This window comes from Streptococcus cristatus, assembly GCF_003943505.1.
Taxonomy (GTDB): domain Bacteria; phylum Bacillota; class Bacilli; order Lactobacillales; family Streptococcaceae; genus Streptococcus; species Streptococcus cristatus_E.
In genome coordinates, this window is sequence record NZ_RJPS01000003.1 from 116,177 (window position 1) to 132,795 (window position 16,619).

15 protein-coding genes are annotated in these 16,619 nt (G+C 39.7%); all 15 read left to right on the forward strand.

Translation table 11 applies throughout. The features are described 5' to 3' along the window. Positions 1-6: 6 nt before the first annotated feature. The 15 genes from D8792_RS04100 to D8792_RS04170 all read left to right on the forward strand — a co-directional run bounded on the left by D8792_RS04100 (position 7) and on the right by D8792_RS04170 (position 16,577). Positions 7-1,302 (forward strand): hypothetical protein, encoded by a 1,296-nt coding sequence (locus tag D8792_RS04100; RefSeq protein WP_125372994.1) that lies wholly within the window; start codon positions 7-9, stop codon positions 1,300-1,302. 591 nt (positions 1,303-1,893) lie between these two features. After that, complete coding sequence (locus D8792_RS04105) at positions 1,894-2,952, forward strand: hypothetical protein (RefSeq protein ID WP_125372995.1); 1,059 nt, start codon at positions 1,894-1,896, stop codon at positions 2,950-2,952. Then, entirely contained in the window at positions 2,945-3,445 is a 501-nt protein-coding gene (locus tag D8792_RS04110; RefSeq protein WP_125372996.1) for a hypothetical protein, read from the forward strand. Before D8792_RS04105 ends, D8792_RS04110 begins: the two co-directional genes overlap by 8 nt. Positions 3,446-3,675: 230 nt before the next feature. Continuing rightward, positions 3,676-5,442, forward strand: a complete 1,767-nt coding sequence (locus tag D8792_RS04115; RefSeq protein ID WP_125372997.1) for a glycoside hydrolase family 13 protein — start codon at positions 3,676-3,678, stop codon at positions 5,440-5,442. 112 nt (positions 5,443-5,554) lie between these two features. Continuing rightward, entirely contained in the window at positions 5,555-5,866 is a 312-nt protein-coding gene (locus D8792_RS04120; RefSeq protein ID WP_125372998.1) for a hypothetical protein, read from the forward strand. Between the two features lie 228 nt (positions 5,867-6,094). Then, positions 6,095-6,982, forward strand: a complete 888-nt coding sequence (locus D8792_RS04125; RefSeq protein WP_125372999.1) for a DUF4300 family protein — start codon at positions 6,095-6,097, stop codon at positions 6,980-6,982. A 54-nt stretch (positions 6,983-7,036) separates the two neighbouring features. After that, on the forward strand, positions 7,037-7,228 hold the full coding sequence (locus D8792_RS04130) for a hypothetical protein (protein ID WP_125373000.1): 192 nt from the start codon (positions 7,037-7,039) through the stop codon (positions 7,226-7,228). Beyond that, positions 7,221-7,676 (forward strand): hypothetical protein, encoded by a 456-nt coding sequence (locus D8792_RS04135; protein WP_125373001.1) that lies wholly within the window; start codon positions 7,221-7,223, stop codon positions 7,674-7,676. Before D8792_RS04130 ends, D8792_RS04135 begins: the two co-directional genes overlap by 8 nt. 135 nt (positions 7,677-7,811) lie before the next feature. Further along, on the forward strand, positions 7,812-8,324 hold the full coding sequence (locus tag D8792_RS04140) for a DUF6630 family protein (RefSeq protein WP_125373002.1): 513 nt from the start codon (positions 7,812-7,814) through the stop codon (positions 8,322-8,324). A 188-nt stretch (positions 8,325-8,512) separates the two neighbouring features. Next, entirely contained in the window at positions 8,513-9,940 is a 1,428-nt protein-coding gene (locus D8792_RS04145; RefSeq protein ID WP_125373003.1) for an AcpB/EbpR/MafR family transcriptional regulator, read from the forward strand. A 159-nt stretch (positions 9,941-10,099) separates the two neighbouring features. Continuing rightward, on the forward strand, positions 10,100-11,608 hold the full coding sequence (glpK, locus tag D8792_RS04150) for a glycerol kinase GlpK (protein ID WP_125373004.1): 1,509 nt from the start codon (positions 10,100-10,102) through the stop codon (positions 11,606-11,608). A 68-nt stretch (positions 11,609-11,676) separates the two neighbouring features. After that, complete coding sequence (gene glpO / locus D8792_RS04155; RefSeq protein WP_125373005.1) at positions 11,677-13,503, forward strand: type 1 glycerol-3-phosphate oxidase; 1,827 nt, start codon at positions 11,677-11,679, stop codon at positions 13,501-13,503. A gap of 70 nt (positions 13,504-13,573) precedes the next feature. Next, positions 13,574-14,278: an MIP/aquaporin family protein gene (locus D8792_RS04160; protein ID WP_125373006.1), complete on the forward strand. Its 705-nt coding sequence runs from the start codon at positions 13,574-13,576 to the stop codon at positions 14,276-14,278. Positions 14,279-14,469: 191 nt separating this feature from the next. Continuing rightward, positions 14,470-15,507 (forward strand): M42 family metallopeptidase, encoded by a 1,038-nt coding sequence (locus D8792_RS04165; protein WP_125373007.1) that lies wholly within the window; start codon positions 14,470-14,472, stop codon positions 15,505-15,507. Positions 15,508-15,737: 230 nt separating this feature from the next. Further along, positions 15,738-16,577 (forward strand): alpha/beta fold hydrolase, encoded by an 840-nt coding sequence (locus D8792_RS04170; RefSeq protein WP_260470216.1) that lies wholly within the window; start codon positions 15,738-15,740, stop codon positions 16,575-16,577. Positions 16,578-16,619 lie beyond the last annotated feature (42 nt).

Here is a 16,619-nt window from a genome sequence, read left to right on the forward strand (position 1 = left end):
TAAGGTATGAAGTTTAGTAAAGTATTTAATATTATCTTGTCGCTTATAGCGCTAGTACTAGTACTATTTTTTAGGCAAGTTATAGTGAATTCAGTTGTTTCTACTAATTTGGAAGTTTCTCAACGGAATCTATATGTATTAACTATTATATTTTGGTTAGAAATACTCTCATTGTTAGTGATATATGATTTAGTAATTATTGAGTTATATAGTGGAGTAAGCTATTATTTGAGTAAACTAGGGCAATGGGCAGTAAGAACGAAAAAGGTGAGTATTGCGCTTTACACAATTAGATTAAATTATTATTTGTTAAGACTAAGTCGATTATTACGTGTAGGTTGGGTAACTTATGGTGGTGGTGAAAAAAGTTCAGTCTGGATAGGGTTATCTAAACTCTCCTTGACTCAGCTGTCACTTAATATATTTAGACTTATAATAAGCACACCTATGTTCTTGGCATTTTTGTTTGCTTGTTTCTCTTTGAAAATATTGAAAGGAGATGTTGCCTATTATTTGCATAAACTTCAAGAATTTCTAAGAGGTATTTTACAAATAAAAGTAAATATTGGTGATATCTTTTCAAGATTACCAGCCCTTGTAGCTTTGATGACGATATTACCAATCGTCTTTTTCTTCTATTTCTACAGTCAAAAACGTGATGTTCGAAAAATAATTGATAAGGAAAATAGTCAATATTTTGAAGAAGTTGTCTTATTGTACGAAAAATTATTAATTTGGATTGATAATCATATTTATGAATTATCTGAGAATTTTAATTATGTAATTAAATGTCAAGATTCAATTGTTGAGATATTTTTAAAAAAGGAGGTTCCTAACTATATATCATTAGCAGGGAAGCAGTATAATATACCCAGAGAGATTGAGACATTTAGATTTGTTGAGATAACTGATTTGACTGAGTTTCGAGAAATTATGAGTAAATTATCTAGTGATAGATTAAAGAAATATACACGAATATTCTCAGTTAAACGATTTGATGTCTGGTATCTTTATTTTTTTGATTTTCCTTTATTGAATGAAGAAGAGAGACTCGAAAGATGTTTTTATACTAAAAAAGGGATAAGTTATAAGTTGGATAATCGTCATACCTTTCCGTATGACTTTACTCAAGACCAAATTGAGAAGAGGAGGAAAGAGGAACATTTTCTTTTATCTTGGTCTATTTATGACGACTTGAAGTTGCTATACAGGTTTAAGAGAGTGAGCGATTCGTTAAAAAAATATCTTTATTCTTCAAGGACAGAGCGATTGATTCTAAAAGCACTAAATAAAGATAAATAATTTCATTCCATAGTATTATTCTAAAATTAACCAATCACATTTCGTTTGATAGTATAGGTAAGCGCTATCAGCACATGTGGAGGCAGTGTCACTGCTTGTACGAGCAGATTCATAAGCGAAGTAGAAGCAGATGTTACGCCCGTGCGATAGTGGTAGTGTACGACGAGACGATACGCTAACAGAGAACTGCTGAGTGTTTGGATTGGATAGGAAAAGGAGAAAATTTTAATAATTAGCAATTATAGAAAGTATTGTGATCAAGACTTTTAGGGCAATTGTTAATTTAGTATAAAAACAATTCAATGTTCGAGTTTATATGAAGAATAGAAAAAGTTGTATCAATTTATTTACATAGTCTCATAGGGTAGAAAATAATTCCTTTAGACAAGATATTTGTTGGAACAGAGTAGCCTCATCTCACTTTCTTTTTATCTGGAATGTCACCAAAACCTTCTATTAAAATGTGGAGTAAAAGTATCATGAAATAAGTTGTTACTAAATTTAACTTTAAATGATATACTATAGATAAGAAATACAGTAGTTTACAATGAAGATTAATCTTGTTAATGAGCTTTTGGAGTGAAACTCAAAATGTTAAAAATTTTTATTAAAAGAATTGTGACTAATAAATATATAGAGTTTATTTTATTAGTTGTAATGATATTGTGTTCATATTGTGTACCTGTTTATTTTGTAAATTTCTCAAACAGGAAATTATGGGCACCTTTCTCATTATTATTTCTGCTACTACCATCAATTATTATTTGTTTGAATATTTATTTTAATACCAATTCTGATCAAAATAAAAAAACAAGCGGTTTATTATATAGGTATGTTTTACTAGCAGTATTTTTGGATATAGCGTTAATCGTTTTTGGAGCGAGTTATGGACCGAGCTCAGAAATAGGAGTTGGAAAGATCCAATTATTTGCAAAAATTATATCCTCTCCAGAGTTACTTGCTGGAATTGGTGTAGCTATTCCTACTATTTATATATGGATTAGGGAGGGAGAGGAGAAAGAAAAAGAGAAACTTCTTTCCGATTATCAATCTTGGGTAAAAGATTTTTTATTGATTAAAGATTTTCCTAAAATCACAGATAAACTTGCGATCGAATTACTATTAAAACAAGATTCATTCAATTTAATAGAGCGTATTGAAATCTTTACTATTTTTCAAAGAAAATTTAGTGACTTTGAACGGGAAAATGTACTTACTTTGAAGGAAGCTGTGAAGTGGCAAGAGTTTTTTACTAGTTTGAAAATAAATAAAGATGATTTTTGGGAGATAATCAACAGTTCTGATTTCCCCAATATTTATTTTATTGATTTTTCGGACTTAAATTCTTCAGAAGATATGCAGATCGATCCATCCCCTGTTGGAGTAAAGAAGATTAAGCGTTTTGCTTACTCAAAGTTTCCAGACACTGAATTCGACTGTTCTGAAGGTAATGCTGATTTGTATTTTTATTACTGTTTATTCGATAAAGAACCAGATGAAAAAATTAAAAATTTACATTTACAGCCTAAATTATACTATTTAAAAGATGGTATTTCGTATAATTTTGTAGATTTAAGAAGTGCAGGCGATAAAAAGAATGCTTGTTTAAAAATGCTAGATATAATTATAAGGAGAAGAGATAATGTTTAAATTTCTGAAGAATATAAATATTCCTAAGACTAATGTTAAAATTTTTGAAAATAGAGATCTGAAAGGGAAGATTATAAACGAATATTTAGTAAATCAAAATCCCTATGAGGTTGTAATTGATCTTAATGATCAAGAGAAAAGAAGCATCAATCAAAGATTGGTAGAGGGGATATCTAAAATATTAAACGATGACATTTCTGATGGAACAGATAAAAAATTAACACTCGAAAATACTGAGATAAGTCGTAGTAAAAATTATGTACCAACTATGCCCGATCAACTGAAAGAGTGGGAATGGCATTCTTGGAATGTTTTAACTAAAAAGAAAGCCAACTCTGATAAAGCTTATTTTCTTTTTGCTGTAAAACTTGATGAGGATAGATATGCTTGCATGTTGTTTACAAATGAAAAATTTAAAGAACTTCTTAATGAAAAAAAATTAACACCTGATGAACGTTACTTTTTCTATTTTGCCAAAAAAGGTCATTATTGATTTGACTTGATTATGATATAGAGGAAGAGAATTTTTAGGGATCATATTTTGAATTTAGTAAATAGTTTATAATAGGCAAACTCCTGGTCGAGAATAGCAAATCTATTTTATTACTTAACCCAAACAACACCTTGCATTCGTTTTTTTAAAGTGATATACTAGGGCTATGTTTTGAAATCGTTTGCATAGGGTTGCGATGAGTTTATAAAGAGAAATCTAGGAGAGAAAATATGGAATTGTCAGCTATTTACCACAGGCCAGAGTCGGAGTATGCTTATCTTTATAAAGATAAGACAATGCATATTCGCATTCGGACGAAAAAGGGTGAAATTGAAACAATCGCTTTGCACTATGGAGATCCTTTTATCTTTATGGAGGATCATTATGAGTACAGCAAGGAAATGGTCAAAGTCACCTCCGATGTTTTGTTTGATTATTGGCAAGTGGAGGTTACAGTTGGCTATGCGCGACTCCAGTATCTCTTTGAACTCAAGGATAAGCGAGGGCAGAGTATCTTGTTTGGTGATAAGGGTTGTGTTGAAAACACGCTAGAAAATCTTCATTACGAGGGGAATGGCTTTAAGCTTCCTTATATTCATGAAATTGATGCTTGCCATGTTCCTGACTGGGTAGCAGAGACGGTATGGTACCAGATTTTTCCAGAACGCTTTGCAAATGGAAATCCTGAGATTTCACCAGAAGGAGCGCTAGCTTGGGATTCGTCTATCATGCCTAAAAGTGAGGATTTCTTTGGTGGAGATTTACAGGGAATTATTGACCATCTAGATTACTTGCAGGACTTGGGTATTACAGGCCTTTATCTCTGTCCAATCTTTGAGTCTCCGAGCAATCACAAGTATAATACGACGGATTATTTCAAAATTGACCGTCATTTTGGAGACAAGGAAACCTTCCGTCAACTGGTGGAGCAAGCCCATCAACGTGGCATGAAGGTGATGCTGGACGCTGTTTTTAACCATATTGGAGACCAATCTCCACAGTGGCAGGATGTCCTTAAACATGGTCAAGATTCCATTTATAAAGACTGGTTTCATGTTCAAGAGTTCCCAGTGACAAAGGATAAGCTTGCAAATCCAAGAAAGCTCCCTTACCATACCTTTGCCTTTGAGAGCTATATGCCAAAGCTCAATACGGCCAATCCTCAAGTGAGGGACTATTTGTTGAGCGTTGCGACTTATTGGATTGAAGAGTTTGATATCGATGCTTGGCGGCTGGATGTGGCCAATGAAGTCGACCACCAATTTTGGAGAGATTTCCGTAAGGCTGTCTTGGCTAAAAAGCCGGACCTTTATATTCTTGGAGAAGTCTGGCACACGTCTCAGCCTTGGTTAAATGGCGATGAATTTCACTCAGTCATGAACTATCCCCTCTCTGACAGTATCAAGGATTATTTCTTGCGTGGGGTTAAGAAGTCCCATCAATTTATCGATGAGATCAATAGCCAGTCTATGTACTATAGACAGCAGATTTCGGAAGTGATGTTCAATCTTCTTGATTCGCATGATACGGAGCGCATTTTGACAACAGCAAAAGGAAACGTTCAATTGGTCAAGTCTGCCCTTGCCTGTCTGTTTTTACAAAAAGGAACACCGTGTTTCTATTATGGAACCGAGTTAGAATTAGACGGAGGGCCAGATCCAGATTGTCGTCGTGTGATGCCTTGGGAACGTGTTTCCGATAGCAATGATATGCTCGATTTTATGAAGAAATTGATTCAGCTTCGCAAGAGTGTCTCAGACATTATCCAGCATGGGAAATATAGTCTAGAAGAAATCAAGTCGGATGTGGTGTTCTTAGAATGGGATTATGATGGTCAAAAGGTTCGAGCAATTTTTAACCAATCCAAGGAGAATTACATGTTAGAGAGTGATTCTGCAACTTTAACAAGTCATTGCCAAGTATCGGACAGGCAACTTCTTATCTTACCAAAAGGCTTTGTAATCTTTGCGGAAGATTTGGAAACTGCTGCAAATTAATTTTTGGAATTTGACTTAAAGATTTGTCAGGGTTACTCAAATTTCAAAAACCCAATCTAAGAGCAGCCTATTTAAGAAGAGCAAGTAACTTAGTAGAAAAGAGGAGTTCAGTATGGAATTAGATGATTTTACCCAAAAAGAGCAAGAGCAAATTAAAGAAGGGCTTAGTACAGCCGTCATTAGCGATAAGGAAGCGGCAAAAAAGATTTTGGCCCTTGTGCCACAAGAATGGCTTAAGCGAATTCCCTTCCTTGTGAGAGGGCATGCAACGACCAAGACGGTTGAGCGAGTTGCCAAGCAATACCCAGAACTTTACGCTGTGGCCAAGCAAGCAGGAGACCTTCCTGAAAAGGAGCGTGAGGAATTGCGCGCCATCATGACAGCTATTTTTGAAGAAAAGATGAACAAGCACAAGATTAAGTAGACTTACCAGTGCATAGCGATTCCTTTCTTTAAGTTGGCTACTCTAGATTATTCATCTATTCATAAATCAAAGTGACTGCACTTTTATCAACTGCAGTCATTTATTATGGCTTAAGGAAGTTTCTATCCAAGATATATTTTTCCTTTCTGTTTTTCAGTATTTCTTGATATAATAACAAGAGGAATTATTTGAAGATGAATATAGGAAAGATGTAAAAAGGACGAAAGAATGAAGAAAGTAAAAAAGATTATCTTGATGAGTGCCTGCACTTTGGCAATTCTTGGCTTAGCTGCATGTGGGAAGGCACAAAAGCAATCAAACGGCAGTCAAGAGAATCTAACAGTTGGTCAGACTAGCTCAGAAAAATACCCATGGAAGGCGACTTATTCAAATCTAAACAGTAAAAAAAGTGTCGAAGAAGTGAAGAGTCTGTTGGCTGCCGACTTGGATAAAGACAGTGTCGATAGCTTTGTCAATCTAGTCAATGACTACAATGGTCTTGTCGGCTCGACTGGATTAAGGGGCGATTTCACTAAGTTTACCAAAACCGAATATGACGTAGAAAAAATCAATCCTCTATGGCAGGCCAAGAAGGGCGATTTTATCGGGACAAATTGTCGGATTAATACTTACACTTTGTTGAAAAATAGCATCGAAATTCCTCAAATTGAAAAAGATGATGAACTCTTGTTCATAGATAATGATTCGATTGACAAGGGCAAGCTCTTTGATGCCAAAGATAAGGAAGAATTTAATATCCTATTTTCAAGAGTCAAGACTGAAGCGACTCAAGATGTCAAGGTACATGCTAAGAAGATGGAGGAATACTTCAAACAGTTCAAGTTTAACGAAAAGGCGCGGATGCTTTCTGTTATCGTCCACGACAATCTTGATGGTGACTCTCTCTTTGTGGGGCATGTCGGCGTCTTGGTTCCAGATAAAGATGGCTATCTGTTTGTCGAGAAGCTGACCTTTGAAGAGCCATACCAGGCCATCAAGTTTGCGACCAAAGAAGATGTCTACAAATACTTGCAGACAAAATATAAAGACTACACAGGAGAAGGATTGGCCAAGCCCTTTATCATGGACAATGATAAGTGGGTAGAGGGGAAATAGAATTTCGAGCTAGTTAAGTTTTATGTAAATACTAGTTAAGGGAAGGACATAAAAATGGATAAAAAACAGACCTTTTTTTCGATTACCCTTGTTCTTATCGGTTTTCTACTTGTGGAATCAAGTATCTACATCATACCCTATATTGAAGGATTAAAAGAATTAGAAATAGCTGTTTTTGTAATTGGAATTCTTATTTTACTAGGTGTCATCATCTTATTAGCAAAGACTAAGAGGCATAATGATTAAAGAGCAGTACTTACGAATAAAAGATTTAGACATTATTTTATGGGAATTTATTGGTCATCAATTAGAGGAATTGTCCGTCTTCAAAGCACTATTTGAGAATTTGGATTATCTTAATAGAGAAAAGCTAGATATGGTTGATTCATCCGAAATTCATGATAGCGACGGTCTTACTATCTTGGACTTGCAGCAGAATGATAGGGAATTGTTTATTCGCTTTGAAATGGACTTTCAACTAATGGGCTGGGCATCTGCTAGCAATGACTATGCAGCCTATATCCAAGCTACTCTTGTTGGAACTTATCAAGTTGACTTGAAGGCAAAGCTTGTTTTTTCTGACAAGAATGTAAATGCTCTCACTAAAGCTCAATTATTGGAATATGGCGAAAAATTGATTTCGGATTTAGAACTCCAATACCAAGATATTGAAGGTTCTGAACACTATGGATGATGAAACATTCTTAAACCAATAAGCGATAATTGCATAAATGATCAGTCCCGTGACTAAGGATTAGTCGGGATTATAGATAAAATTCTTTTCAATAACGTTAAAAATATGTCCTTATGGACAAGAAAGGAGTCAGTTATGACAAATGAACTGAACAAAGAAATTTTTATGAGCATGGTTGAACTGCTTACAGAGGATAGCTCTGTCCGTTCTGCTATAGAAGCTTGTCTTACCTCACTGTGGGACTACTTTGATGAAAATCTTGAAAGGTATGACGATCGTGGGATAGAAGATGACGAAGCGGAAGATACCATTGTTTGGCTAGGAATTGTGGATGAGTTAATTGAGAGTGGTGACGCCATTGAACTGGATTGGAATTCAATATTAGAAGACTTCACCTATTTCATGAAAGAATTGGCAGATCAAAAGAATCTCCCACTGAAAGATGACTGGCTAGATGAAGATAGAGACATTCCATCATGGTGCAAGGTTTTGGATGAAAAATGGGAGGAAGCAGGCTACTGCGTCGGAGCAATGGACATTGATAGCGACAGCTATGTCATCTTTGTCTGCCGCAGAGAGACTTTGACTGAACTGACTCAATTAGGTCAAAAGGTTGGGTTCCGTTTTGATTTTGCAAAGAATATGTAAATATCATGCTTAAAAGGGTGAACCAAGCCTGATGATATAAAGGAAGCCTGAGACGGCTGGGGAAATCATCCCGCTGGTCGGGTTTCCTTTTTGTTTAGTCATAGATGGATGCAGCAGATGAAGCAGATTGCTTCGTCTTTTTTTCTTTTTGTGTTAAGCTAAGATTAGCAAACTGAAAGGGTTTTCGAATGTATTTAGCAGACTTAATGGAAAAGAGTGAAGCGGGGCAGTTTATTGTCCTATCTTATTTACAGCAGCATTCTACATCCAGTTTGAAGGCCGTCATGTCAGAAACAGGCTTCTCGAAAGCAACTTTGACCAAGTACATTAGCCTGATTAACGACAAGGCTATGGAACATCAGACAGCCTTATCCATCCAGCTTCAGGACGAAACGCTCAGCCTGTCTATCGGATCTGATACCAAGGGACGGGACATTCGCAGACTTTTTTTGGACAATGCAGTCAAATACCAGATTTTAGACTACCTGCTCTACCATCAGCAGTTTTTAGCCCATCAGTTGGCTCAAGAGCTGATGATCAGTGAAGCAACACTCGGCCGCCATATAGCTGCTATAAATCAGATTTTATCAGAGTTTGAGCTATCTATCCAAAATGGTCGCTTGAAAGGTCCTGAGCACCAGATCCGCTATTTTTATTTTTGCCTCCTTCGCAAGGTCTGGTCCAGCCAAGATTGGGAAAAAGAACTTCAAAAATCAGAGAGAAGGCAGGAAGTTGCCGTCTTAGAAGAACTCTGCGGAGCCCAACTCTCTCAAGGTCAGCGATTGGACTTGTCCCTTTGGGCACATATCACCCAACAGCGCCTACGAGTCAATGCCTGTCAATTCCAAAACATTGAGCAGAAGATGCGGGGCTATTTTGAAAACATCTTCTACCAGCGCTTGCATCGGCGAACAAATGATTTCTTTGCCGGTCAGCATATCACCCTGAGCCAAGAAGATGGGGAAATGATGATTTTCTTTTCATTTCTGCTTTCCCATCGGATTTTACCCCTGCACACCATGGAGTATATACTAGGCTTTGGCGGTGAAATAGCCAGTCTGATTACGCAACTCATTCAAGAGATGAAAGCTCAGGACTTGCTAGGTGACTATATTGAAGACCAGGTGACCTACGAACTCAGTCAGCTCTGTGCCAGCGTCTTTCTTTTCCGAGGCTATCTCTTGCAAGACAAATACAAGTATGATCTGGAATTGCGCCATCCTTACTTATGGAGCGAAGACGATTATCGACAAGTGGCAGACACTATTTTTAGCAAACTGCCTATTTTTCAGCAGGGAACATCTCTGGATAAAAAAGTTTTGTGGGAATGGCTCCAGCTGATGGAGTACATTGCTGAAAATGACGGCCAAGTCATCAAGATAGGCATGGACTTGACGGATAGCTTTATCGTTGTTTCTAGGATGACAGCCATTTTAAGACGCTATTTAGAGTACAATAGTTTTATTAGCATTGAAGCCTACGACCCAGCCAAAAACTATGACCTCATCATCACCAATAATCCTATTCATCAGACCCAGCAGATTCCCGTTTATTATTTAAAAAATGACTTGGATTTGGAAGATTTGGCTCAAATCCGTCACATGATATTTCATTAAGAAACCTAGAGAAATCTAGGTTTCTTTGTGATTTTCACACAATCTCATCAATTTTTTTAAAAATTTTAAAAAAATTGATGAACAAGAAAGCGCTTTATTTTGTATACTAGTTACTGTAAAGAGGAAATCTCCTCAAGATTTTTACCAGGAGGACAGTACATGTCACAAGAAAAATACATCATGGCCATCGACCAAGGAACAACTAGTTCCCGCGCCATCATCTTTAACAAAAAAGGAGAAAAAGTTAGCTCCAGTCAAAAAGAATTTACTCAGATTTTCCCTCAAGCTGGATGGGTTGAGCACAATGCTAATGAAATTTGGAACTCTGTTCAGTCCGTTATCGCAGGTGCCTTCATCGAAAGTGGAGTCAAACCTAATCAAATCGAAGCCATCGGGATTACCAACCAACGTGAAACAACTGTCGTCTGGGATAAGAATACAGGACTTCCTATCTACAATGCTATCGTTTGGCAATCACGCCAGACAGCACCTTTGGCTGAGCAACTAAAAAGCCAAGGCTATGTGGAAAAATTCCATGAAAAGACTGGTTTGATTATTGACGCTTACTTCTCTGCTACCAAGGTTCGCTGGATTTTGGACCATGTAGAGGAAGCGCAAGAAAGAGCTGAAAAGGGCGAATTGCTCTTTGGTACTATTGATACCTGGCTGGTTTGGAAATTGACTGACGGGGCTTCTCACGTGACTGATTATTCAAATGCAGCCCGTACCATGCTCTATAATATTAAAGAACTCAAATGGGACGACGAGATTTTGGAAATCCTCAATATTCCAAAGGCTATGCTTCCAGAAGTTCGTTCTAACTCAGAAATCTATGGCAAGACTGCTCCATTCCATTTCTACGGTGGAGAAGTTCCAATCTCTGGCATGGCTGGTGACCAGCAGGCAGCTCTCTTTGGACAGTTAGCTTTTGAGCCTGGCATGGTCAAGAATACTTATGGAACTGGTTCTTTCATCATCATGAATACTGGTGAAGAGATGCAGCTGTCTGAAAACAACCTCTTGACAACCATTGGCTACGGAATTAATGGCAAGGTTTATTATGCCTTAGAAGGTTCTATCTTTATTGCTGGAAGTGCCATTCAATGGCTGCGCGACGGTCTTCGCATGGTTGAAAATTCACCAGAATCTGAAAAATATGCTCTCAATTCTCACAACAATGACGAAGTCTATGTCGTACCTGCCTTTACAGGTCTGGGCGCTCCGTACTGGGATCAAAATGCACGTGGATCTGTCTTTGGCTTGACCCGCGGAACCAGCAAGGAAGACTTCATCAAGGCTACTCTGCAATCTATCGCTTACCAAGTACGTGACATCATCGATACTATGCAGGTGGATGCTAATACTGCCATTCAAGTGCTTAAAGTTGACGGCGGTGCTGCTATGAACAACTTCCTCATGCAGTTTCAGGCTGACATCTTGGGAATTGACATTGCCCGTGCCAAGAACTTAGAAACAACGGCTCTCGGTGCAGCCTTCTTGGCAGGACTGTCAGTAGGCTATTGGAAAGACTTAGACGAACTCCGTACTCTCAATGAAACTGGAGAACTCTTTGAACCGTCTATGAATGAATCCCGCAAGGAACAACTCTACAAAGGATGGAAAAAAGCCGTTAAGGCAACTCAAGTCTTTGCAGAAATCGACGACTGATACTGATTCATATTTTGATAATCAAGTCAGTAGAAAAATGAAACGACTAAGTTAGAAAGTGTATAATTATGGAATTTTCAAAGAAAACACGTGAATTATCGATTAAAAAAATGCAGGAACGCACCTTGGACCTTTTGATTATCGGTGGAGGGATTACAGGAGCTGGTGTAGCCTTGCAGGCAGCAGCTAGTGGTCTTGACACTGGATTGATTGAAATGCAGGACTTCGCAGAAGGAACTTCTAGCCGTTCTACGAAACTGGTCCATGGTGGCCTTCGTTACCTCAAACAATTCGACGTAGAAGTGGTGTCAGATACAGTTTCTGAGCGTGCTGTGGTACAGCAAATTGCTCCTCACATTCCAAAACCAGATCCAATGCTCTTGCCAGTTTACGATGAGGATGGAGCGACCTTTAGCCTCTTCCGTCTCAAAGTAGCTATGGACCTCTACGACCTCTTGGCTGGTGTTAACAACACTCCTGCTGCCAATAAAGTCCTCAGCAAGGAAGAAGTCCTAGAACGGGAACCTGAACTTAAGAAGGAAGGCCTGGTCGGCGGCGGTGTCTATCTTGACTTCCGCAACAACGACGCGCGTCTCGTGATTGAAAATATCAAACGGGCCAACCAAGACGGTGCCCTGATTGCCAACTATGTCAAGGCAGAAGGCTTCCTCTTTGATGAATCTGGAAAGATTACAGGTGTTGTTGCGCGTGACCTCTTGACAGATGAAGTCTTTGAAATCAAGGCTCGCCTAGTTATCAATACAACTGGACCTTGGAGCGACAAGGTACGCAATCTGTCAAATGACGGGGAGCAATACTCTCAAATGCGTCCAACTAAAGGTGTTCACTTGGTAGTTGACTCTAGCAAGATCAAGGTTTCGCAGCCAGTCTACTTTGATACAGGCTTGGGAGACGGCCGGATGGTCTTTGTCCTTCCACGTGAAAACAAGACCTACTTTGGTACGACAGATACTGACTACACTGGCGACCTTGAGCATCCAAAAGTAACACAAGAAGATGTGGATTACCTCTTGGGTATTGTCAATAATCGCTTCCCAGAAGCCAACATCACGATTGACGACATCGAAAGCAGCTGGGCTGGTCTTCGTCCACTGATTGCAGGAAACAGCGCTTCTGACTACAATGGCGGAAACAACGGAACCATTAGTGACGAAAGCTTCAATGCCCTGATTGCAACTGTTGAGAGCTATCTGGCTAAAGAAAAATCCCGTGAGGATGTTGAAGCGGCTGTTACGCAACTCGAAAGCAGCACATCTGAGAAACATTTGGACCCATCTGCCGTATCTCGTGGTTCGAGCTTGGACCGTGATAACAATGGCCTCTTGACTCTTGCTGGCGGTAAGATTACAGACTACCGTAAGATGGCAGAAGGTGCTATGGAGCGCGTGGTTGACATCCTCAAAGCAGAATTTGATCGCAGATTCAAACTCATCAACTCTAAGACTTACCCTGTTTCAGGTGGAGAATTGAATCCAGCTAATGTGGATTCCGAAATCGAAGCCTTTGCTCAACTTGGTGTCTCACGTGGCTTAGACAGCAAAGAAGCCTTCTATCTTGCAAATCTTTACGGTTCAAATGCTCCTAAAGTCTTTGCCCTCGCACACAGCATCGAACAAGCACCAGGTCTCAGCCTGGCGGATACCTTGTCACTCCACTATGCGATGCGCAATGAATTGGCACTCAGCCCTGTAGACTTCCTCCTTCGCCGGACTAATCACATGCTCTTTATGCGGGATAGTTTAGATGCGATTGTAGAGCCCGTTCTGGATGAAATGGGTCGATTCTACGATTGGACAGAAGAAGAAAAAGTAGCTTATCGAAATGACCTAGAAGCTGCCCTTGCAAATAATGATTTAGCAGAATTGAAAAAATAGAAAATAGAAGAAGAGGTGGCGGACCAGTTCTCCTGTCTAGCCTCCCCTTCTTTTGAATGGAGTAATATAGATGATGAAAGAAATATTTGGTGAATTTTTAGGAACCCTGCTCTTGCTCCTTTTGGGGAATGGCGTCGTTGCAGGCGTGGTTCTTCCCAAAACTAAGAGCTACAATTCTGGCTGGATTGTGATTACCATGGGATGGGGGATTGCCGTTGCCATCGCTGCTTTTGTATCTGGCAACCTTGGCCCAGCCCATCTGAACCCAGCCCTAACCATCGGAGTAGCTCTCAAAGGTGATTTACCTTGGGCATCTGTTTTTCCGTATATCCTTGCTCAGTTTGCAGGTGCTATGGTCGGACAGTTCCTCGTCTTCCTACAGTTCAAGCCTCACTATCTGGCTGAAGAAAATCCAGCTAACATCCTTGGCACATTCAGCACTGGCCCAGCTATCAAAGATACCTTCTCAAATCTGATTAGCGAAATCCTTGGAACTTTTGTCCTTGTACTGACTATCTTCGCTCTAGGACTTTATGAGTTGCAAGCAGGCCTTGGCACATTTGCAGTTGGAACCCTGATTGTCGGGATTGGTCTCTCACTTGGTGGAACGACTGGTTATGCCCTCAATCCTGCTCGTGACTTAGGGCCTCGCATCATGCATAGCCTCCTTCCGATTCCCAAAAAAGGAAATGGTGATTGGGCTTATGCTTGGATTCCAGTTGTCGGTCCAATCATTGGTGCTGTCCTTGCAGTAGCAGTCTTCTCCCTATTTTAGACTAAAATAAAGCAATACTCTTCTCTGAGATTGATACATGCTTGGAGAAGAGTATTTTTGTATAGATTTTTTAATTTCATCGAAGACCTTGCTAAATCAATCTAAAATCAGGAGAAAAGAGCTAGTCAGGACGATATTTGACAGCGGATTTATGCTATAATTGACAGTATAAATGGTTTAAAGGAGTTATGATGAATCAAACTGTTCAATATTTACAAGAATTAACGGCTATCCCTTCTCCAACAGGATTTACGGCTGAGGTGGCGGACTATCTGGCGAAGACACTAGAAGGATTGGGCTATGAGCCTGTCCGGACCAATAAAGGCGGCATCCATGTTGTGGTTAAGGGAGCAAATGATGCCCAGCATCGGGTAGTGACGGCCCATGTGGATACACTGGGGGCTATTGTGCGTGCGGTCAAGCCAGACGGTCGTCTCAAGCTGGATCGGATTGGCGGTTTCCCTTGGAACATGATTGAAGGAGAAAACTGTCTAGTCCATGTGGCCAGCAGTGGCAAGACTATCAGCGGTACTATCCTAATTCACCAGACTTCCTGCCATGTCTATAAGGATGCTGGGACGGTTGAACGTACTCAGGACAATATGGAAGTGCGTTTGGATGAAAAGGTGACGAGTGAGAAAGAAACGCGAGATTTAGGAATTGAAGTTGGGGATTTTATTTCTTTCGATCCGCGAACCACAGTTACCGAGACAGGCTTCATCAAGTCCCGCTTTCTCGACGATAAGGTCAGCGCAGCTATTTTGCTCAATCTCTTGCGCATCTATAAAGAGGAAAATATTCAGCTGCCAGTGACGACTCATTTTGCTTTTAGCGTCTTTGAAGAGGTTGGTCATGGAGCTAATTCTAGCCTGCCTGAGCAAGCAGTAGAGTATTTGGCGGTTGATATGGGGGCGATGGGTGACGACCAGCAGACAGATGAGTACACGGTTTCCATTTGTGTCAAGGATGCTTCAGGACCTTATCACTATGCTTTCCGCCAGCATTTGGTAAATTTGGCTAAGGAGCAGGATATTCCTTATAAACTGGACATTTATCCATTTTACGGATCAGACGCCTCTGCAGCCATGAGCGCAGGAGCAGAAGTCAAGCATGCCCTGCTAGGCGCTGGCATCGAATCCAGCCACTCTTATGAGCGCACGCATATCGATTCAGTTGTCGCGACAGAGCGTATGGTGGATGCTTATCTGAGAAGTGCCTTGGTGGAGTAAGAGTAGGACATTTAGCTTTGAATAAAAGGCAGAAATCTGTGTATCCTGTGGGAAGCAGAATGGCTGTTCTTGTTTAATTGATTAAATTTTCGTAGATGCTTAAAAATATTTGGAAAGTTATGATGTTCAGGTATTTGAAAAAATTCTTTCTATGTTTGCTTTTTACAATCATAAGTGCTCTGGTCTTAATCTTTACTTATCATCGAATCTGCCTGACTAAAGAGCAGAAATTGCTTGATAAACCGATAGGTCGCCTGGTTCAAGTAGACGGCAAGAATATGAATGTCTATGTAACTGGTCAGGGAGAGTCGACGCTGGTCTTTTTGGCGGGTGGTGGCACAACGTCGCCTATTCTTGACTTTAAGACCCTCTATTCTAAATTGGAAAAAGACTATCGGGTTGTTATTGTTGAACGCTTAGGCTATGGCTTCAGTGATGACAGCCAAGGGGATAGCAGAGATATTGACACGGTACTTGCCCAGACGAGGCAGGCTTTGAAAAAGGCTGAAATCACAGGTCCATATACTTTGGTAGCACACTCTATGGCTGGGCTAGAAGCGCTTCATTGGGTTGCAAAATATCCAGAAGAAGTCCAAGGCATTATCGGACTGGATATGGCCTTGCCAAGTTCTTACAACGATTTGAACCTCTATCCAGGGGCTTATAAAGGTTTACAAATGGCTGCTAATTTAGGCTTAAGTCGGGTATTTTATGATGTTGACAAGCAAGTTTCCGCTCTTGCGGTGGGGGATTTGACAGCAGAAGAAAAGCAAGTATACAAGGCTCTATTCTATCGTCGTCCATTGGCAAATGCTGTATATGAAGAGGTCACTCAGGTCAAGCAAAATGCTGAGGCAGTTTCTAGAGAAAAGCTTCCTGAACTACCGATCTTGCTCTTTTCTTCAAATGGCCAAGGGACTGGCTACAGTCAGGAAGAGTGGCAGGGTTTCCAGAAGGATTTTGCAGCGCAGCATCCACAGACAGAGCTGATTCTATTGGACTGCCCTCACTATGTGCATGATTACGCCAGTGATGAGTTGGCAGAAAAAATAAAGCAATTTTTAAAATAGCAAGTTTTATATGAGCTTGAATACTAGAAAAACGAGAAGGAA